21 protein-coding genes are annotated in these 17931 nt (G+C 70.2%); 7 read left to right on the forward strand and 14 right to left on the reverse strand.

Features of this window, described 5'->3' with window-relative positions:
- Positions 1-40: 40 nt before the first annotated feature.
- Positions 41-910: an alpha/beta fold hydrolase gene (locus IOD14_RS22920; RefSeq protein WP_212671370.1), complete on the reverse strand. Its 870-nt coding sequence runs from the start codon at positions 908-910 to the stop codon at positions 41-43.
- Positions 911-1137: 227 nt separating this feature from the next.
- On the opposite strand from IOD14_RS22920, the gene IOD14_RS22925 reads away from it, so the two are divergent.
- The gene (locus IOD14_RS22925; RefSeq protein ID WP_123986695.1) at positions 1138-1662 is read left to right on the forward strand and encodes a hypothetical protein; all 525 of its coding nucleotides are present in this window, start codon (positions 1138-1140) and stop codon (positions 1660-1662) included.
- A gap of 176 nt (positions 1663-1838) precedes the next feature.
- Here IOD14_RS22925 and IOD14_RS22930 read toward each other — a convergent pair whose 3' ends face one another.
- Both IOD14_RS22930 and IOD14_RS22935 read right to left on the reverse strand, forming a co-directional pair.
- Positions 1839-2171 carry a PadR family transcriptional regulator gene (locus tag IOD14_RS22930; protein ID WP_249126030.1) on the reverse strand — a complete coding sequence of 111 codons (333 nt, stop codon included), beginning with the start codon at positions 2169-2171 and terminating at the stop codon, positions 1839-1841.
- Between the two features lie 199 nt (positions 2172-2370).
- The gene (locus IOD14_RS22935) at positions 2371-2928 is read right to left on the reverse strand and encodes a hypothetical protein (protein ID WP_212671371.1); all 558 of its coding nucleotides are present in this window, start codon (positions 2926-2928) and stop codon (positions 2371-2373) included.
- Positions 2929-3037: 109 nt separating this feature from the next.
- Here IOD14_RS22935 and IOD14_RS22940 point away from each other — a divergent pair, with 109 nt between their 5' ends.
- Positions 3038-3721, forward strand: a complete 684-nt coding sequence (locus IOD14_RS22940; RefSeq protein WP_123986697.1) for a TetR/AcrR family transcriptional regulator — start codon at positions 3038-3040, stop codon at positions 3719-3721.
- A 54-nt stretch (positions 3722-3775) separates the two neighbouring features.
- Here IOD14_RS22940 and IOD14_RS22945 read toward each other — a convergent pair whose 3' ends face one another.
- The 3 genes from IOD14_RS22945 to IOD14_RS22955 form a co-directional block, all read right to left on the reverse strand.
- A complete protein-coding gene (locus tag IOD14_RS22945; protein WP_249126031.1) occupies positions 3776-4330 on the reverse strand; it encodes a hypothetical protein in 555 nt (184 codons plus the stop codon).
- 261 nt (positions 4331-4591) lie between these two features.
- Positions 4592-4960, reverse strand: a complete 369-nt coding sequence (locus IOD14_RS22950) for an ACT domain-containing protein (RefSeq protein WP_249126290.1) — start codon at positions 4958-4960, stop codon at positions 4592-4594.
- 200 nt (positions 4961-5160) lie between these two features.
- Positions 5161-5637: a MarR family transcriptional regulator gene (locus tag IOD14_RS22955; RefSeq protein WP_123986699.1), complete on the reverse strand. Its 477-nt coding sequence runs from the start codon at positions 5635-5637 to the stop codon at positions 5161-5163.
- A gap of 73 nt (positions 5638-5710) precedes the next feature.
- Here IOD14_RS22955 and IOD14_RS22960 point away from each other — a divergent pair, with 73 nt between their 5' ends.
- Positions 5711-6634, forward strand: coding sequence for an alpha/beta hydrolase (locus IOD14_RS22960; protein ID WP_212671372.1), 924 nt, complete (start codon positions 5711-5713; stop codon positions 6632-6634).
- A gap of 125 nt (positions 6635-6759) precedes the next feature.
- Here the strand turns inward: IOD14_RS22960 and IOD14_RS22965 are convergent, their stop codons facing one another.
- The 8 genes from IOD14_RS22965 to IOD14_RS23000 form a co-directional block, all read right to left on the reverse strand.
- Positions 6760-6930, reverse strand: a complete 171-nt coding sequence (locus IOD14_RS22965; protein ID WP_212671373.1) for a hypothetical protein — start codon at positions 6928-6930, stop codon at positions 6760-6762.
- A gap of 101 nt (positions 6931-7031) precedes the next feature.
- Complete coding sequence (locus tag IOD14_RS22970; protein ID WP_212671374.1) at positions 7032-7796, reverse strand: SDR family oxidoreductase; 765 nt, start codon at positions 7794-7796, stop codon at positions 7032-7034.
- Positions 7793-8764 carry a fumarylacetoacetate hydrolase family protein gene (locus IOD14_RS22975; protein ID WP_212671375.1) on the reverse strand — a complete coding sequence of 324 codons (972 nt, stop codon included), beginning with the start codon at positions 8762-8764 and terminating at the stop codon, positions 7793-7795. The genes IOD14_RS22970 and IOD14_RS22975 overlap by 4 nt, the downstream gene beginning before the upstream one ends.
- Before the next feature lie 23 nt (positions 8765-8787).
- Positions 8788-9726: a VOC family protein gene (locus IOD14_RS22980; protein WP_212671376.1), complete on the reverse strand. Its 939-nt coding sequence runs from the start codon at positions 9724-9726 to the stop codon at positions 8788-8790.
- A 25-nt stretch (positions 9727-9751) separates the two neighbouring features.
- Positions 9752-10825 carry an amidohydrolase family protein gene (locus tag IOD14_RS22985; RefSeq protein ID WP_212671377.1) on the reverse strand — a complete coding sequence of 358 codons (1074 nt, stop codon included), beginning with the start codon at positions 10823-10825 and terminating at the stop codon, positions 9752-9754.
- On the reverse strand, positions 10822-11943 hold the full coding sequence (locus tag IOD14_RS22990) for an FAD-dependent oxidoreductase (RefSeq protein ID WP_212671378.1): 1122 nt from the start codon (positions 11941-11943) through the stop codon (positions 10822-10824). The genes IOD14_RS22985 and IOD14_RS22990 overlap by 4 nt, the downstream gene beginning before the upstream one ends.
- Positions 11944-11978: 35 nt before the next feature.
- Positions 11979-12938 (reverse strand): cyclase family protein, encoded by a 960-nt coding sequence (locus tag IOD14_RS22995; RefSeq protein WP_212673370.1) that lies wholly within the window; start codon positions 12936-12938, stop codon positions 11979-11981.
- A 44-nt stretch (positions 12939-12982) separates the two neighbouring features.
- Complete coding sequence (locus IOD14_RS23000) at positions 12983-13975, reverse strand: fumarylacetoacetate hydrolase family protein (protein WP_212671379.1); 993 nt, start codon at positions 13973-13975, stop codon at positions 12983-12985.
- 128 nt (positions 13976-14103) lie between these two features.
- Between IOD14_RS23000 and IOD14_RS23005 the strand changes: the two genes are divergently transcribed.
- The 4 genes from IOD14_RS23005 to IOD14_RS23020 all read left to right on the forward strand — a co-directional run bounded on the left by IOD14_RS23005 (position 14104) and on the right by IOD14_RS23020 (position 17903).
- Positions 14104-15045: a LysR family transcriptional regulator gene (locus tag IOD14_RS23005; RefSeq protein WP_123986707.1), complete on the forward strand. Its 942-nt coding sequence runs from the start codon at positions 14104-14106 to the stop codon at positions 15043-15045.
- Between the two features lie 295 nt (positions 15046-15340).
- Positions 15341-16633 (forward strand): MFS transporter, encoded by a 1293-nt coding sequence (locus IOD14_RS23010; RefSeq protein ID WP_212671380.1) that lies wholly within the window; start codon positions 15341-15343, stop codon positions 16631-16633.
- A 127-nt stretch (positions 16634-16760) separates the two neighbouring features.
- Positions 16761-17060 carry a hypothetical protein gene (locus IOD14_RS23015; RefSeq protein ID WP_249126032.1) on the forward strand — a complete coding sequence of 100 codons (300 nt, stop codon included), beginning with the start codon at positions 16761-16763 and terminating at the stop codon, positions 17058-17060.
- A gap of 81 nt (positions 17061-17141) precedes the next feature.
- The gene (locus IOD14_RS23020; protein WP_212671381.1) at positions 17142-17903 is read left to right on the forward strand and encodes a ZIP family zinc transporter; all 762 of its coding nucleotides are present in this window, start codon (positions 17142-17144) and stop codon (positions 17901-17903) included.
- Positions 17904-17931 lie beyond the last annotated feature (28 nt).

Below are 17931 nucleotides of genomic sequence, written 5' to 3' on the forward strand. Positions count from 1 at the left end.
CCTGTCGCTCATGTCAGAACCAACTGAGTGCCGCAAGGACTCATTCCTGGACGCGCGAGGTCATCGGCTGTACCTGCGCTACCTCCTCGGCGAGGTCGTGTCCGGCGTCGAAGACGTGGCCGGTGACGTCGTGGGCCATGAGCCGCATCTGGGACTCGTTGCGATCACCGAGGAACGCCGAACCGCCGAGTGCCAGCACCGGGATGTCCAGCTTCTTCCGAGCGGCCTGCCGGTTCTGTTCGGCGTCGACGAGCATCGCCCGGTATATCGAGAGCATCGCGCGGATGCCGCCGGGCATGGAGTAGCAGCGCACGTATTCGTCGACCGCGTCAGGGGTGGCGGTGTCGGGGTGGCTGCGTTCGGACTTGATCATGTAGGTGATCAGTTCACGCTCGTGGCCTGAAATGAGCATCTCCGGTACGTCCGGCTGGAAGTAGAAGCCGAGATGCCACAGGTGCAGGCCGCCGGCGACGTTCTCGGGGGTGAGCGCGGTGTGGGCCTCGAAGCCGAATCCGGGGAACAGGGCCTCGGCGAACACGAGGGCGTTGACGTGGTCGCGGTGGCGGGCGGCGACCTGGTAACCGATCACCGCTCCCCAGTCCTCACCGATCACCGTGTACCTCTCGTGTCCGAGGTGGGTCATCAGCTCGGCGATGTCGTCGCTCATCATCGCGGAGTCGTAGCCGTCCGCCGGGCGGGCGGAGTCGCCGAGGCCGCGAAGGTCCGGTACGACGACGGTGTAATGGGGTGTCAGCTTGGGGACCAGGTGGCGCCAGTGGTAGCTGGTCTTGGGCACGCCGTGCAGCAGCACCACTGCGGGGCCGGAGCCGGCCGTCCGGTAGTGCAGACTCGCTCCGTTGACGGCGGTGCGGCCCGTACCGACAGGCGTTCCGTCGTGGTCGAACATCATTTCACTTCTCACTTTCCCGGTGCGCTTCGCAGCGCGGGTGTCATCGGGCCTGAAAGCGTGAGAGGTGGCTACGGCAGCCTCGTCAGGGCAGCGACAGTCAGGTCAAGTCAGGTGTCCGGGCAGGGACTTTTCGACCCCACTCGAAGAGATTGCTGATGCGCGCACGTCAGAAATAGCGTGCACCGCGGGCTGAGGCCGCCCGGGCCGGGCCCGGAATGGGGGAAATCATGTTCCGACGACTGCACCGCGGGCGTACGGCCGCGGCCACTGCCGTCACGGCCACCGTGCTGGCCCTGACGGGCACTTACTCGTCCGCAGCCACCGCAGCGGACGCCCACACGACCCGGAACTGCGTCATCGTCCTGGACGAACTCCAGCCGGGGCAGACCACGTCCCGGGTCCTGTCACACACCTGCACCACGGGAGCGGCATCAGCGAAGGTCCAGCCCGCGAGCATCCAGAGCACGCTGCTCATGACGTGGTACGCGGACGCCAACGAGGGCGGTGCCAGCACTCAGATCAGGGGCAGCAGCGGCGGATGCGACGCCTCGGGCTACGGCTTCGCCTACGTCGGCGACGACTGGAACGACCGCATCAGCTCCTACAGGCTGTTCGGCACCTGCAACAGCATCAGCGGCTACGACAACAGCAACTACGGCAGCCAGATCTACTACTGCGGCATTTGCACAGGGGACAACATCCCGTGGTCGGCCAACGACCGCATCAGCTCCATGTGGGTCTGGCGTAGCTGACACAAGCACCGCGAGACCGGCGAGCGGAAGCGCCGCGTGAGGCTCTGGGCGGGAGAACTCCCGGGGCCTCACACGCGTGTCGTGCGGCTCCGAGGCGGGGGTCCAAGGGCGGGCGGGACAGGCGGTGTCGGCGAAGCGGCACTCGCCCGGTCGGGGGGCTGACCGGCGCCGGACCCTCATGGCACTCCCCCATCGGCGCCCCAGCCCGGCAGGGGCTGTTTGCGGGCGCGGTACGAGCGGGCGAGGGCCTTCCGTGCCTGCCCGGCACCGTCCTCGGTGATCCGGTAGAAGCGGCGACGCGGACGGCCGGTCTCCTCGTGCACGGCGGGGTCCTCCCAAGCGCTGTCCACCCAGCCGAGTTGTTCCAGACGAGCCAGGATCGGGTACATCGTGCCCGACGGCAGTCCCGCCAATGCGCACAGTTCGAGGCCGTAGCGCTCTTTGGCGGGCCCTTCCAGCAAGGCCCGCAGCACCAGTTGGGTCTGCAAGGTCATTCGCGGACCGCTCATACGCGCAGCCTACGGAGCTTGCACATGGGCCGACCAGAGCTCGTCGCGTAGACCGCCGCCTGCATCACTGCATCGTCGCCGTGGGACAACGTCACTGCGGGAACCCGTCGCACTGTCCCAGCGTCAGGGAGGGACCCTGTCGGGTGCGTCCCTGACGCGCGTGCCGCGTGCGGTCGCCGCGATCCGCGATCGCCTCCGATCAGCCCCTGCGGGACGAGCGGCACAGGCGGAGCGCCGAGACGAGGAAGAAGATCCCTCCGAGCGTGGCATAGCCGGCGAGGGCGGTGAGTGAGGGGTCGTCCTGTGCGGCGCTCCGGATGAAACTCGCGCCCGCCAGCACCGAGATCCCGCCGCTGACCACCATCGCCCACTGGCCGCCCATCGGTCGGCGCGCCACACCCACGAGGAGCTGGACCAGGCCGGAGACGACGGCCCACGCGCCCCAGACGCGCAGAACGTCGGGCACACCCGAAGCGCCGGCGACCGCAATTCCGACGGCGGCGAGCGCACTCACGGCCATGTTGGCGTACAGACCCTTGACCGGCCCGGCGGCACGCGCCGACCTGGTATCGACGACGGCCGCGACCACGTCGAAGGCGGGATAGAGGAACAGCAGCAGCCTGGCCCCGGCGGTGAGATCGGAGCCGAAGAGCAGCAGGAGCAGCGCCCACGCGACGGCGAAGACGAAACGGATGACGTACAGCCGGCGCAGGGCGGGCGCGGAGTCGATGTGCTCGGCGGAGACGACGGATGCCATGGAGTACTCCAATGAACGCGAGGAAGAGAGAACGGTCTTTCTTGTCTGGAGACTGGCACATCCTCGCCGTGAAGACAAGAGAGAGCGTTCTACCCGCTACACTGGGGGGATGGCGCAGACGGCAGCAGGCACAGGCAGGAGAGTTTCCGAGGCCCGGGAGCGGCTCCTCAAGACCGCCGGGCAGCTCTTCTACGCGGAGGGCATCCACACCGTGGGGGTCGATCGTCTCGTCGCCGAGTCGAAGGTCACCAACGCCACCTTCTACCGCCACTTCCGCAGCAAGGAAGACCTTGCCGTCGCCTACATCGCCGGTGTCGACCAGGCGATCCACACGCAGATCGACTCCCTGACGGCCTCGGATCTACCGCCCGACGGGATCCTGCGGGGTATCGGCACGTCACTGGTCGAGCAGATCCGCTCGCCCGGATACCGCGGATGCGCCTTCCTCAACGCGGCAGCGGAGTTCCCCGACCCCGGCCACCCCGTCCACCGTGCCGTCGTACAGCACCGCGAGTGGTTCCTGCAGACGATCACCGCGCTGTTCGCCGAGATCGAGGTCGCGCAGGCCGAGCACGCCGGTCGGCACTTCGTCATGCTCCGCGACGGCGCGATGAGCGCCGGCTACCTCGGCGACCCCGTCCTGGCCGGCGAGACACTGGTGCGCGGCATCGACGGACTGCTGCGGATCCACAGCACCCGCGGACTCGACGAGAACGCCTCCACCGCACCCGGTCGGGCGGACTCACCGGCCACGACAGTCTCCGACATCGCGTGCTCGCCGCCCGGCGCGTAGCCCCGCCGGCCGCCCATGACGTCGCACACTCGGGCACAGCCGCAGAGGTTGGGATCAGCGTTGGTACAGCTGCCACATGGCCAGTTCGCCGTCGTGCGCGCGCAGGCGCTCGACGGCTTGCATGGGGGTGCGCTGTTCGGTGAGCTCGTAGAAGAAGAACAACGGGGCGAACACGCTCGCATAGCCGAAAGGGGCGCCGCGAGGGGCGATATAGATGCCGGCACCGGCGTCAAGGAAGGCGTCGGCAAGCGCCGGCTCCCCCGTGTCGCATCCGGTGACGAGAGTGACGCTGCCCGGCAGCCGGAAATGCTCGCGTACGCGGTCCGGCCCCACGTCGCCGTTGAACGGCTGGAATCTGGCCAGTTCCTCGGCGACCTCCTCCATCAGGATCCGTCCCTCGTCGCCGTGGCAGGACACGACCACATAGGGCGCGATCGGCCTGCTGCCGTCCAGCGCGGCCACCAGGTGACGGGGCTGACCGATGCGCAGATGGTTCACCTGGACGCCGAAGACTTCCAGCCCCTCACGCAACGCGTGCGTGGACCCGCCCCCGATGTCGATCAGGTCGACCTCGGTCCAGGCCAGGCGACCGGCCTGGACCTCGCGCACACGCGAGGGACGCAGGGTGGCCAGCCACTCCGCTTCTTCTTCTCCATGCATCACCCGGCCACGATGCCACGGCCACGACCGTCGACACCGCTGGTCCCAAGATTGCGGCCGGCGTTGAAGGGCACGGAGGGAGCGGCGAGTGGACGGCGGCCCTGCCTTCCTCGGCCCGATGCGGTCAATTCCCTGTGCCGGCGCACCATTGTGCGGTTCGCTCTTCGCGCCGGACGGTGACCACTTCGACACATCCACCAACCGACTCCGTCATACGGTCACATGGTGGCCGGCCCGGCGAAGCATGCCGACGGCTTCGTCGAGTCGGTCGGCCGGGACGAGCACGAGGTCTCCGTCATAGCTCGCCGCGGTCCAGACGGGGAGCTCGCCGGCAGCGAGAGGGGCGACGATAGCGCTCAGCATCCCCGTCGCTTCCGGGTCGTGTGCGTCATCACCGTTCCACAGGGCCGCCCATCCGTCCTCGGCCGTGTCGTCGCGCCGCATCGCCGCGCCTCCGTCCGGACCGAGCACAAGCGCGAGCAGGTCGGAGTCGGGGACGAGCGCGCGGGCGTCGGACACACGCTGGAGAACGTAACGGCCCTCGAGCACGCGCAGGTTCTGAGTGCGAGCGGCGGGCATCGCGGTCACGTGATGCGAGGGCGACCCGCCCCGTGACGCGGTACCAGAATCCGCGCGATCACCTTGGTCGTCGCCGTCGTGAGCCATTCGCACGCCTCCCTCTCCTTGTCCGCAGCGATCCCGAGCACCCGCATCCCAGGACAGTACCCAGGGGAACCGTCACGGGGCCCGTCGGCCATCGCACTGGATGCACCTGCCGGTCAGCCTGTGGGCAGGCCGATCTGGTCGCGTTCGAGCACGGAGCGAAGCTCAGAAAGGACCTGTACGGCGGCCAGTCCTGAGGGGCCACCGAGGGCGCCCGCGGTCAGCTCGGCCAGCGTTTCGGTGAAGGTCGCTTCCGCCGCCTCGACGAGTTGCAGGCCGTCATCGGTCAGGTCCAGCAGTGATGAGCGACGATCCGATGGATTGGTTCGCCGTATGACCCAGGCCTGCTTCTCCAGGCGGTCGATGCCCTTGCTGGTCGCACCGATCCCGATGGCGAACTCAGCGGCAAGGTCCGCCACCCGGGCCCCGGGGTGGTCGCGCAGGAAGCGCAGGAATTCGAACTGTGAGGTGACGATCCCGTGTTGCTCGCGAAGACGGTCGTTCAGCGCGTTGTAGAGGCGCGTCTCACAGCGAACGAGGTCGGCGAAGAAGCTTGGGAGGTCGACCCGGCCACGGCTTGACTTAGATGCCATGGCATATATCTTAGCATCCATACACATTCCTAGGAATATAGTTCCTTGGCATGCACTTGCGATGGAGGCGGTAATGAGCAGGCAGCAGCGCGCGGAGATCGACGCGATGGTCCGGCGGCCCAGGCCTGAGGGCCCTCGGTCGGTGGAGGAGCTCCGCGCCGGGTTCAGGGCGATGATGGGCGAAATGATCGTCCCGGCTGGGATCCGCACTCGGACTGCGACGCTCGGCGGTCGGCCCGCGCTGCTCGTCGAGCCGGCCGGCACTCCGAAGGCCGGGACAATCCTTTACTTCCACGGCGGCTCCTACGTGGTCGGTTCACCGGAGACGGCGATGTCGCTGACGGGGAACCTGGTGACCAGAACAGGATTCAGGGCGTTCTCGGTGGACTACCGGCTTGCCCCTGAGCACCCGTTCCCGGCCGCGATCGAGGACGGCCTGAGCGCCTATCGCGCACTTCTCGACAGCGGCGAAGACCCTTCGGCGATCGCGTTCGCCGGGGACTCCGCCGGTGGCGGCCTCACTGCTGCCACCTGCCTCGCCGCTCGCGGCGCGGGCCTGCCCATGCCCGCCGCGATCGTGGCGTTCTCCCCCGGACTCGACATGGCGCGGACAGGCGGGAGCATGGACAACAAGGCGGGCATCGATCCGTTCTTCACGCGTGAGGGCCTGGAACACACCGGGGCGATGTACCTTGCGGGCCAGGACCCGCACCAGCCCATGCTCAGCCCCGCCACCCACGCCGACCTGACCGGTTTCCCTCCGATGCTTCTGCAGGCCGGCACCAACGAAATACTCCTGGACGACTCCACACGCATGGCCACGCGCGCCAGGGAAGCCGGAGTGGACGTCGTCCTGGACATCACCGCTGACGTTCCTCATGTCTTCCAGGCGTTCGCCGGTGTTCTGGACGAAGCCGACGAGGCACTGGAGCGCGCGGCTCTGTTTCTCAGTCAGCGCATCCGTACCAAGGGCACGGCACACACGCCGGCAAGCTGAAGGCGGCAGACGCCCGCATACGGACGACGGCCCACACCCCGGGCGCCGGCTCACCGTTCCCCTCCCCGGCCGCCGCGGCCCCGAATCCTGAGCTGCTGCGGCAGCACAGAGGGGCGAGCCGAACCTCAGAAACTGCGGATGATGAACCAGACGGCGACCCCCAGCACCGCCAAGGCCCCGCCGACCGAGACGGTGCGGCCGACGCCCTCGTGCACGTTGTCGGCTATCACGTTGCCGACGAAGCCGACGAGTGGCGCCACGACGATGATCAAAAAGATGCCGATCGCGTGGTTCATCACAGCTCTCGCCCCCCGGTGAGGATCACTCTCGCAGTGACCAAGGAGCAAGATCGTAGATCTGTCGGGAGTACGTACGCACGGACGGCGTCGAGCGGGCTTCAGGAAGCCGGCCCGACAGGGGGTGAAGTCAGGGCGTCCGAGATGGATTTGACGCCGCCGTGGGCGGTGAGTCCGCCGTCGACCGGGATCTCGGCGCCGGTGATGAAGGACGACTCGCCGGACAGGAGGAAGACCACGAGCGGGACGACCTCGGCCACCGTGCCGGTGCGGCCGAGAGGTGTCTCGCGGATGTTCGCCTCGCGGAAGGCGGGTGCGGCGGAGGCGGTCATCTCGGTCTCGATGAAGCCGGGGTGGATGGTGTTGACGCGGATGCCGCGCGGGCCGAGCTCGGTCGCGGCGGCCTTCGACAGGCCCCGCAGCGCCCATTTGCTCGTCGTGTAGGCGACCGGGTAGTGGCCGGTGAGCGCGGCGGTGGAGCCGACGTTGACGATGGACGAGCCGGGTGGCATCAGCGGCGCCAGGTGCTGGATGGCGAGGAGCGGGCCGGTGACGTTGACGGCGTGGACCCGGGCGACGTCGTCCGGGGTCACCTCGCCGAGCCGGGCGCGCCAGGTGATGCCGGCGTTGTTGACCAGGCCGTGGACCTGGCCGTACGACTCCCGCAGTTCGGCGGCGAGTTGGGCCCACTGCGCCTCGTCGGTGACGTCGAGGTGGCGGCAGCCGGGGGCCTGGGTCACGTCGGTGGCGATGACATGGGCCCCCTCGCGGGTCAGGGCCTCGACCTCGGCGGCTCCCTGACCGCGCGCGGCGCCGGTGACGACGACGACCTTGCCGTCGAGTCTCCTGGGGTGCGGGTCGTTCACGGCCGCTCCCTGCTTCGGCGCCGGGCGGTCGGCACGGGCACCGGATCCTCGCCGGGAACCACGGTGTTGGAGACGGTGCCGATGCCCTCCACGGTGAGCGTGACTCTGTCGCCCGGCTTCAGCGGCGGCGGGGACTGCTCGCCCCGCACGCCCCACAGCTCGGCGAGGCAGCCGCCGTTGCCGCAGGTGCCCGAGCCGAGGACGTCGCCGGGTCGGACGGCGGTGCCGCGTGAGGCGTAGGCGACCATCTCCTCGAAGGTCCAGCTCATGTTGGAGAGCAGGTCCTTGCCGACGACCTCGCCGTTCACCTCGGCGGTCAGCGCCAGCCGCAGGAATCCGTCGGCGTCGCGGCAGGGCTCCAGCTCGTCGGCGGTGACGAGGTAGGGGCCGAGGGTGGTGGCGCTGTCCTTGCCCTTGCAGGGGCCGAGGCGGACCTGCATCTCGCGGGACTGCAGGTCCCGTGCGGACCAGTCGTTGAAGACCGTGTAGCCGATGATGCAGTCCCGTGCCTGCTCCGGCGTCAGGTCCCGCCCCTCCCGGCCGATGACGGCGGCGACCTCCAGTTCGAAGTCGAGGACATCGCTGCCCGGAGGCATGGGGACGTCGTCGCGGGCTCCGATGACCGCGTACGGGTTGGTGAAGTAGAACGTGGGGGCGTCGTACCAGGCTTCGGGCACCCCGCCGACGCCGTCCACGGAGCGCCGTACCCCTTCGACGTGCTCCTCGAAGGTGACGAAGTCCCGCACCGTGGGCGGCTGCAGCGGGGGAAGCAGCCGCACCTCGGACGCATGGGGGCCCGGCGGGGCGTCGAGCGCGGCGGCGCCGACGTCCAGGAGCGCGTCGAGTCCGTCGCCGGAGCCGAGCAGCTCGGTGAGCGAGCGCACCCCGGGGACCGGGAGGAGGGTGCCGTCCTCCGCCACGACGGCGACCCGGTGCTGGTCTCGGTGTTCATAGGTGGCGAAACGCATGCGGGGCTCCAGGCTCCGAGGGATCAGACCGGCGGGGCGACGAACACGCCGCGGTCGACGTCGTTGAAGGACTCCTTGGCGACGAGCTCGTTCATGGGGTTGGCGGTGCCCCACTGGTCGGTGACCTCGGGCTGGGAGAAGTCGTAGACGTGGGGGTGCCAGGTGTCCTCGTCGAGCACCTCCAGCTCCGTCGTGTACTCCACGGTGTTGCCGTGCGGGTCGAGGAAGTACGTGAAGGTGTTGTCGCCCGCCAGGTGCCGGCCGGGCCCCCAGACCTTCTGGGTTCCGGCCCGCATCACCCGCCCGGAGCCGCGCATGTACTCGTCCAGTCCGCGCATCTCGAAGGAGACGTGGTGCAGGGAGGTGTGCGGGCCCTTGGCGATGGCCATGGAGTGGTGCTGGTTGCTGATCCGCATGAAGTGCATGACGTCGCCGACGTACGGCGAGCTGAGCGTGTCGGAGTGGCGGAAGCCGAGGTGCCGCTCGTACCACTCGCGGGTCCGGTCGAGGTCCGGCGAGTTCAGCACGACGTGCGACAGCTTGACCGGGATGGACTCCTTCTCCTCGATCCTGCGGTGCTGCCGTACGTCCACGTCGGCGGAGACCTCGATGGTGCGGCCGTCGATGTCGAAGAAGCGGAAGCCGTAGCCGCCTCCGGGGGTGTCCACCTTGCCCGGCTGGGAGATCAACTGGACTCCGCCCGTCAGGAGTTGTTCGGCGAGGGTGTCCACGTCCGCGGTGGAGCCGGCGCCGTAGGAGACCAGGTCGAGGCGCTTCTCCTCGGCCTTGCGCAGGCGTACGACGTACTGTTCGGGGCTGCCTTCGGCGGCGAGGAAGGAGATGCCGGAGTCCTCGGCGACCTTGGTCAGGCCCCAGACGCCGGCGTAGAAGTCGAGTTGCTTGTCGTAGTCGGGTACGGCGAGGTCGACGTGCCGCAGATGGGTCAGCAGACGTGCGCTCATGGTGGGGGTTCCTCCTCTGTGAGGTTCAGGTCAGGCGCAGCAGGGCCGCCGCGTTCCCGCCGCGGACGGCGTGGAAGTCGGCGTCGGGAAGGCGGGCGGCGCGCAGTGCACCCACCGGGTCCTCGGTGCCCATGTCGAAGGGGAAGTCGGAGCCGAGCAGCACACGGTCCGCGCCGGCCGCGTCGATCAGCGCCCGCAGGACGTGCGGGTCGTGGACCAGGGAGTCGAAGTACAGGTGCTTGAGGTAGCTGCTGGGCGGGTGGGCGCAGCCCGCGCCCGCGTCGGAGCGGGCGGACCAAGCGTGATCGGAGCGGCCGATGTGGGTGGGCAGATAGCCTCCGCCGTGGGCGGCGATCAGCTTCAGCTCGGGGTGCCGGTCCAGGACCCCGGAGAAGATCAGGTGCGAGAGTGCGACGGCGTTCTCGGTGGGCTGGCCGACGGTGTTGGACAGGTACCACTGGTCCAGTCGCTCGTCGAGCGTGCAGCCGAAGGGGTGCAGGAAGAGGATCGCGCCGGTCGCGGCGGCCCGGGCCCAGAAGGGCTCGTACGCCGGGTCGGACAGCTCCCGTCCCGGGGCGTGGCTGGAGATCTCCACGCCCAGCAGCCCCTGTTCCAGGGCTTGGTCCAGGGCCCGCACCGCCTGCTGCGGGTGCTGGAGGGGGACCAGGCCGAGCCCGTACAGCCGGTCGGGCGCCTGGGCGCAGTGTGCGGCCGTGGCCTCGGCCGCGAGCCGGCACACCTTCTCGGCCGTCTCCTCGTCGGCCCAGTAGTGGTAGTGCGACGGCGAGGGACTGACCAACTGCACGTCCACGCCTTGCGCGTCCATCGCGGCCAGCCGCAGTCGCACGTCGGTGGCCCTGGGCAGGGCGGCTCGGACCATGGGGCCGCTGACCGCGAGGGACGCGGGGCCGTTGCGGCGGGCCTCCAGCTCCCTGGCCTCGGTGAGTCCGGGGCACCCGGCCACCAGGGCCTCGACCTCGGGGATCATGAGGTGTGCGTGTACGTCGACGGTCGGGGACGGAGGTGCGTCCGCGTGCGCGGAGGAGCGGCGACCGGGTGGTGGACTTCCCTCGGCGGGCGGCGGAGCGTGGGTCGTCACGGCAGCTCCTTGAGGGTGGTCATGGTGGCGTCGATGAGGCCGGGAACGTCACCGTGCACCCCGTCGAGCTGCCACTGCCCGATCCGCACGGACGCGTCGACGACCGTCCTGACCCGGTCGATCCGTCGCTCGTAGTAGCGCGTCAACAGGTCGGTGTCCCATGCGGACTCGCTCGTCAGCAGCAGGCTCAGCACCCAGGCGTCCTCCAGGGCCATCGCCGCGCCCTGTGCCAGCGTGGGCGGGCAGCAGTGCGCCGCGTCGCCGACGAGAACGACCCGCCCGCGGTGCCAGGACCCCTCCACCAGCATCTGGTCGAAGCAGGTGTAGTTCACCTGCTCCGGGTCGTTGATCGACTCGCGTATCTCGTCCCAGGCCCCGCCGTATCCCTCGGCGAGGCGGCGCATCTCCTGTGCGTACGACTCGGGCGGGATGGTGGCGCGGTCGCGGCTGGGCTCGACCAGATAGGCGTAGATCGTGTCCTTGCTGGTGGGCGTGTAGCCGGCGATGTAGCAGGGCCCGCCGTGGGAGAGGTCGCTGCGCTCCACGTCGGCCGGGCGGGGCGCAGGTGTCCGCCAGATCGCCATGCCGGTCGGCTCGGGTGCGGCGTCGATGCCGATGGCGGCGCGGGTCGCGGAGTGCAGGCCGTCGGCGGCCACGACGAGGTCGTAGCGTCCCTCGGTGCCGTCGCTGAGGCGGACGGTCACCGAGGTGTCGTCCTGGGCAAGGATGTCGGCGGTGGTGCCGAGGTGGACGGTCGCGCCGGATGCCTGGACGGCGTCGGCGAGGATGCGCTGGAGCACCGGGCGCTGCATGCCCAGGGTGGCGGGCAGGTCGTCTCCGCCGGTGCGCAGGACGTCGCCGACGTGGAGCACGGTGCCGTCAGGAGTCGTCAGCCCCAGGGAGTCGAAGGCGTAGCCGTGCTCGCGGACCTCGTCCCAGACGCCGATCTCGCGCAGCACGCGAAGGGCGTTGCCCTGAAGGGTGATGCCGGAACCGCGTACGTTCCAGTCCGGCCTGGCCTCGACGAGGTCGACGTCGATGCCCGCCCGCCGCAGCAGGACGGTCACGGCGTTGCCGGAGGTGCCCCCTCCGACGACCAGGACTCGCCTTCTTCGCATCCTTGCTTCCATGGCCAACTCCTTTGTTGGGCGGGTCACTTGACGGCGACCGGGTTGACGGGTGAGCCGACGGCTCCGGTGATGGGCAGGGGTGCGGCAGTGAGCCAGAACTCGTACACGCCGTCGGCCGCGCAGTCGTCGGCGAGCAGGTCGGGGTCCCACATCTCGCCGATCAGCAGGCCGATGTTGGGGATGGCGACCTGGTGCAGCGGCTGGAAGGCGGCGTCGAACTCGTTGGGCCGTACCTCGAAGCCCCAGGTGTCGGTGGCGATCGCGGCGATCTCGCTCGCGTGGAGCCAGCCGGCCGTGGTGAACGAGAGTCCGGGTGAGTCGCCTCCCGCGTAGTCCCCCCAGCCCTCGCGGCGGGCCCGTGTCAGCCGCCCGGTCCGTACGACGACGAGGTCACCGCGTCCTACGTGCACGCCGTGCGCCTGGGCCGTCGCGGTCAGGTGCTGCTCGGTGATCGCGAATCCGTCCGGCAGTTCGCCCCGTTCGTCGCCGATCACCCGGCCGACGTCGAGGAGGACACCACGTCCGGCGACGTACGGGGCCATGTGCTCGATGCCGGTGACGAGGTCGCCTTCGGAGGTGACGGTGGCAGCGGCGTCGCGGCCGTTCCACGCCTTGCCGTGGTCGAAGATGTGCCCGAGCCCGTCCCATTGGGTGGAGCACTGCAGGGGCATCGCGATCACGTCGTCGGCGCCGCCGATGCCGTGCGGGAAGCCCTGGTTGCCGAGGGCGGCGTCGGTGCCGGTGTCGAGCATGGTGTGGACGGGGTTGGTGCGACGGCGCCAGCCCTTCTGCGGGCCGTTCATGTCGAAGCGCTGCGACAGCGAGAAGGCGGTGCCCCGCCGGACCAGCGCCGCACCTTCGCGGCGCTTCGCCTCGTCGAGGAAGTTCAGCGTGCCGAGGACGTCCTCCGTTCCCCAACGCCCCCAGTTGGAGTACGCCTTGGCGGCGTCGGCGATGGCACCCTCGGGGTCGTGGCGGTTCAGGGTGCGTGGGTCGTGACGCGTGGCAGCGTCTCGGCCGTGGCGGTTCACCGTGTCTCCGCCACGCAGCGGGTGCGCTGTGCACCGAGCCCGGTGACGGAGCCCTCCATCACGTCGCCGTCGCGCAGCAACCGGCCCCAGTGGATGCCGTTCCCGGCCGGGCTGCCCGTCAACACCAGGTCCCCGGGCAGGAGTTGGGCGGTCTGCGAGATGTACGACACCAGCCGCGCGACCCCGAACAGCATGTCCTTGGTGGACTCGTCCTGCATGGTGTCGCCGTTGAGCTTGAGGGTGACCCGCAGGTCTCCCGGGTCGGCGATTGACGCGGCCGGCACGATCCACGGCCCGAGCGGGGTGAATCCGGGCGCGTTCTTGCACCGCAGCCAGTCCGTGCCGATGGCCTTCATGTCCCGCCGGAAGACGGTGGCCCGGTCCGTGAGGTCGTTGGCGATCGTGTAGCCGGCGACGTGCTCCAGAGCGTCCTCGACGGACACCCGCTGGGCGGGCCTGCCGATGACGACCGCCAACTCCAGCTCCCAGTCCGGCTGCTGCGCCCAGGAGGGGAGCACGACGTCGTCGTAGGGGCCGGTGATCGCGCTCGGCAGGCCGATGAAGACGTACGGCAGGTCCTCGGCGGCGCGGCGGTCCATGACCGCGGCGATCTCCGCGCGCGCCTCCTCGACCGTGCGGGGGTCGTCGGGGGCGCGGTGGGCGACCTCCAGGTCGATCACGTGCTGCCGGTAGTTGGCGCCGGACTGGAAGACCTGGCGGGGCTCGACCGGGGCGTGTACGCGCAGCCCCTCCAGCGGTTGCCAGTCGGCCGTGGTGTCGGCCGCGAGTTCGTGCAGGCGAGCAAGGAGCGCGTCCCAGCGTTCGAGGATCCGCCGGGTCGTCAGGGCGGGCTCCGCGAGGGCCGCGCTCAGGTCCAGTACCTGTCCCCCAGGGATCGCAAGTGCGGGGAAGGGTGCCTGGTCCGGGGCGGAGAGGGAGCCGAGGGCGAAGGGTCCGGAGAAGGACGCGGAAGCGGCTGCGGGTTTCACGGGGATGTCCTCCAGATTGCGGTGGGACCAATCTGGGGCCTCAGCCGTTAATCTGGGAAATAGATTCTTCAGATGTTGATCATCCACCTGGTAGATGCCATGCGTGGCGGCCCAGCCATGGAGGCGCCGTGTCCCTCTCCAGCCTCGATCTCAACCTCGTGCTGTCCCTGCGGGCCCTGCTGGAGGAACGCAATGTCACCCGCGCCGGGCAGCGCGTCGGACTCAGCCAGCCTGCCATGAGCGCCGCACTGGCGCGCCTGCGGCGGCACTTCGACGACGAGCTGATCTCACGCGCCGGCAAACAGTACGAACTGACCGCCCTCGGCCGCGCCCTGCTGGACCGCACCGCGACCGCGTGCGACCTGCTGGAACGGGTCTTCACCAGCAGGGCCGACTTCGCCCCGGACAGCGAGGAGCACGAGTTCACCCTGCTCACCTCCGACTACGCGCTCAGCGTCTTCGGCGCCGAGCTCGCCCAGCGGGTGCACGCCGAGGCCCCGGGGGTACGGCTGCGCTTCCAGCGCACGCCCGGAGACGTCACGGAGGACACCGAAACCCTGCTCAGCACGGCCGACGGGCTGCTGATGCCGCACGGTGTCATCAGCGGCTTCCCCGCCGTGGAGCTGTTCGCCGACCGCTGGGTCTTCCTCGTCGCCGAGACCAACGACGAGGTCGGCGAGCAGCTGACCATGGACGACCTGGCACGGCTGCCCTGGGTCGTCTACCAGCGCGCCTACGACGCCCCGGCCGCCCGGCAGTTGAGCATGCTCGGTGTCGATCCCCGCGTGGAGGTCTTCGTCGACAGCTTCCAGGCACTGCCCTTCCTGGTCGCCGGCACCCGGCGGATCGCCCTGGTGCAACAGCGTCTGGCCGAGCTGCTGAACGGAGTGGCCGCCGTACGCCGTATGGAACCGCCCTACGGGGCCGTCCCCCTCCAGGAGGCGCTGTGGTGGCATCCGGTGCACACCCACGACGCGGCCCACATCTGGCTGCGCGAGACCGCGGCCCGGGTGGGAGCGGAGCTGGCCGCGTCCGAACCCAGCCGTAGCGCAGCCGTTGGACCGAGGTGACGGTTGCCCTCGTGGGCCCTGACTATCCAGGCACTGGATGATCCGCATCTTCGATATCGATCGGACACGGGCTAGGCATGACCTGTTCGCTGCCCCATAGTCATCTCAACCCGGCGCCGGAGCCGCACCGTCACAAGCTGCCGGAACCGCGCGGACGTCGCCCGGCGAGCCGACCCGCCGCGACGCCCGACGGCCACCGGAGCCCACTTCCGAGGCCGCCACGAGCACCGGGCACCCCGCCCAGGACGGCCGCCCCGTCCCGTTCCCCTCCCGACACGCCCCGTGGAGTTCCCGCATGCCTGCACCCGTGTCCCCGCTCCCGTCCCCGCCGTCCGACGCGACCACGGACGACCCGCCCGAGCAGACCGTGTCCGGACCCGGCCACCGGCTTCGCCTGACGCTTCTGATGGCCGGTGCCTGTCTGCCCATCCTGGGCGCCGTGCTCATCGCGCCCGTCCTGCCGCAGATGCAGGACCACTTCGCCGACGTGCCGGGCGCGGACGCCCTCGTCCCCATGGCGCTGACGATTCCCGCCCTGTCGCTGGCGCTGCTGGCCCCCTGTGCGGGTGTCCTCGTGGACCGGCTCGGCCGCAAGCGCCTGCTCGTCGTCGCGACCGTGGTGTACGCGCTCCTCGGCACCGCTCCCCTGTGGCTGGACTCCCTCGTCGCCATCGTCGCCAGCCGCGCCCTCGTCGGCGTCGCCGAAGCCGCCATCATGACCTGCTGCACCACGCTCCTCGGCGACTACTACTCCGGCCGGCAACGCGACCGCTACCTGGCGATGCAGACGATGTGCGCCTCGATCTCCGCGACGGCCTTCTTCGCCCTGGGCGGTGCGGCCGGATCGGCGGGCTGGCGGATGCCGTTCTGGGCCTACGCCGTGAGCCTGCTGCTCGCCCCCGCCATGGCCGCCTTCCTGCCCCGGCCCCGACCCGACGGCCTCCCGCACACACCCTCCCTCACCACCCCGGAGCCGGTCGCCGCACGCCCCTTCCCCTGGCGTCCGCTGGCAGGCACCTGCGCGCTGACCGTCTTCGGCGCCATCCTCTTCTACACCGTCCAGGTGGAGCTGTCGTTCCTCCTGGACGACATGGGCGTGCGCAACTCCGGGGTGATCGGGCTGGCCAGCGCCGGTGCCAGCGCCGCGATCGTGATGGGCGCCGCCGTCTTCACGAGGTCCGGGCGCAGACCGCAGGACTGGCTGCCCACCGCATTCGGCCTGTGCACCCTCGGCTTCGCGGTGATCTGGCTCGCCCCCGGTCCCGTCGTCCTGACCCTCGGTGCCGTGATCAACTGTCTGGGCGGCGGCATCATGCTCCCGAGCCTGCTCACCCTCGCCATGTCCCGGCTCGACTTCGCCGACCGCGGCCGCGGCACCGGCCTGTGGACCGGCTCCTTCTTCCTCGGACAGTTCATCTGCCCGCTCGTGGTCCTCGCACTCGCGTCCGCCGTGGGCACCCGGGCGAACGCCCTGGGCGTAATCGCCCTAGCCGGGGCCGCAGCCACCGTCGCACTCGGCGTCGCCGCCCGGCGCCGCCGTACGCGAACCGCACCGGAACCGGTTCCGGCAGTAGGCGGGCTGACCTGAGGCGGCACCGGACCACGGCGAGACCGTCCGCCGTCGGGATCGGCGCCGCGGACGGTCCCGCGTCGCCGATCGAGAGCGTGCGATCGCCCGCCGGGCCGCCGAGGCCCGGCCACCGCGGGCCAGCGACATGCACCGCGAGCCGTCGTGGGCGTCGTTCTGGCGGCATCAGCGCGGCTGGAAGGCCGATGTCACGCTGAACGACTCCGTGCACGCGTCCTTCACCGACGCCGAGGCGCTGCTGCCGCAACTGGCGGGCCGGGTGCCGGACGAGACGCTGGCCGCGGCGGTCGGGACGGTCGACTCCCGCCGGGCCGTGGCGGCGAACCGGGCACTGGTGGCCTCGTTCTTCGACCGGTTCCTGAAAGGCCGCGACGACCACCTGCTGGACGGCGGCCCGTCGCCGCACCCGATCGCCTTCGTCCGCTGACCCGGTCCACGCACTCCCGACCGGGTGGTCCAAACGGCCCGGACCCGTGACAGCCCGCACGCCCCGGGTACCGGTAGCGGCATGAGTGAAGCGGTACAGGCGGGGCTGTGGGGACTGCTGGCGGGTTCGGCACTGCTCCTGGGTGCGGTGCTCGGGTACGGATGGCGCGTGCCGCAGAAAGTGATCGCCACGGTGATGGCCTTCGGCGCCGGGGTGCTGCTGTCGGCGGTCTCCTTCGAACTCGTCGGTGAGGCGTACGACGAGGCCGGCATCGCCCCGACGGCGATCGGCACGCTCTTGGGCGCCCTCGCCTACACCGCGGGCAACCTCTGGCTGGCCCGCCGAGGGGCCCGGCACCGCAAACGCTCCGGCGCACAGCCCGCCCAGTCCCAGCCGTCCGAGGCCGAGCAGGGCGGCTCCGGGATGGCTCTGGCCCTGGGAGCGCTGCTGGACGGCGTCCCGGAGTCGGCCGTCATCGGGGTCGGTCTGCTCGACGGCGGAACGGTCAGCATGGTGACCGTGGCGGCGGTGTTCCTCAGCAACATCCCCGAGGGCCTGTCGAGTTCGGCGGGCATGAAGCGGGCCGGGCGTGGCAAGGGGTACGTCTTCGGTGTGTGGACGGCGATCGCCGCGGCGAGCACTGTCTCGGCGGTCCTCGGGTACACCGTCGTCGGGGCCTTCTCCCCCGCTGTGATCGCTGCGGTCACGGCCGTGGCCGCGGGGGCGATCCTCGCCATGATCGCCGACACGATGATTCCCGAGGCGTTCCAGGACGCCTATCTGGCGATCGGCCTCATCACCGTGTGCGGCTTCCTGGTCTCCTTCACCCTCTCCCACGCCTGACATCGACGCCTCTGAGCCGAACCGGGCA

Source organism: Streptomyces sp. A2-16, from assembly GCF_018128905.1.
Taxonomy (GTDB): Bacteria; Actinomycetota; Actinomycetes; order Streptomycetales; family Streptomycetaceae; genus Streptomyces.

What these genes read in the sequence shown, in the direction of transcription:
- IOD14_RS22920 (WP_212671370.1), bottom strand. Translation starts at nt 910, where the DNA reads ATGATGTTCGACCACGACGGAACGCCTGTCGGTACGGGCCGCACCGCC.
- IOD14_RS22925 (WP_123986695.1), top strand. Translation starts at nt 1,138, where the DNA reads ATGTTCCGACGACTGCACCGCGGGCGTACGGCCGCGGCCACTGCCGTC.
- IOD14_RS22930 (WP_249126030.1), bottom strand. Translation starts at nt 2,171, where the DNA reads ATGAGCGGTCCGCGAATGACCTTGCAGACCCAACTGGTGCTGCGGGCC.
- IOD14_RS22935 (WP_212671371.1), bottom strand. Translation starts at nt 2,928, where the DNA reads ATGGCATCCGTCGTCTCCGCCGAGCACATCGACTCCGCGCCCGCCCTG.
- IOD14_RS22940 (WP_123986697.1), top strand. Translation starts at nt 3,038, where the DNA reads ATGGCGCAGACGGCAGCAGGCACAGGCAGGAGAGTTTCCGAGGCCCGG.
- IOD14_RS22950 (WP_249126290.1), bottom strand. Translation starts at nt 4,960, where the DNA reads ATGCCCGCCGCTCGCACTCAGAACCTGCGCGTGCTCGAGGGCCGTTAC.
- IOD14_RS22955 (WP_123986699.1), bottom strand. Translation starts at nt 5,637, where the DNA reads ATGGCATCTAAGTCAAGCCGTGGCCGGGTCGACCTCCCAAGCTTCTTC.
- IOD14_RS22960 (WP_212671372.1), top strand. Translation starts at nt 5,711, where the DNA reads ATGAGCAGGCAGCAGCGCGCGGAGATCGACGCGATGGTCCGGCGGCCC.
- IOD14_RS22965 (WP_212671373.1), bottom strand. Translation starts at nt 6,930, where the DNA reads ATGAACCACGCGATCGGCATCTTTTTGATCATCGTCGTGGCGCCACTC.
- IOD14_RS22975 (WP_212671375.1), bottom strand. Translation starts at nt 8,764, where the DNA reads ATGCGTTTCGCCACCTATGAACACCGAGACCAGCACCGGGTCGCCGTC.
- IOD14_RS22980 (WP_212671376.1), bottom strand. Translation starts at nt 9,726, where the DNA reads ATGAGCGCACGTCTGCTGACCCATCTGCGGCACGTCGACCTCGCCGTA.
- IOD14_RS22990 (WP_212671378.1), bottom strand. Translation starts at nt 11,943, where the DNA reads ATGCGAAGAAGGCGAGTCCTGGTCGTCGGAGGGGGCACCTCCGGCAAC.
- IOD14_RS23010 (WP_212671380.1), top strand. Translation starts at nt 15,341, where the DNA reads ATGCCTGCACCCGTGTCCCCGCTCCCGTCCCCGCCGTCCGACGCGACC.
- IOD14_RS23015 (WP_249126032.1), top strand. Translation starts at nt 16,761, where the DNA reads ATGCACCGCGAGCCGTCGTGGGCGTCGTTCTGGCGGCATCAGCGCGGC.
- IOD14_RS23020 (WP_212671381.1), top strand. Translation starts at nt 17,142, where the DNA reads ATGAGTGAAGCGGTACAGGCGGGGCTGTGGGGACTGCTGGCGGGTTCG.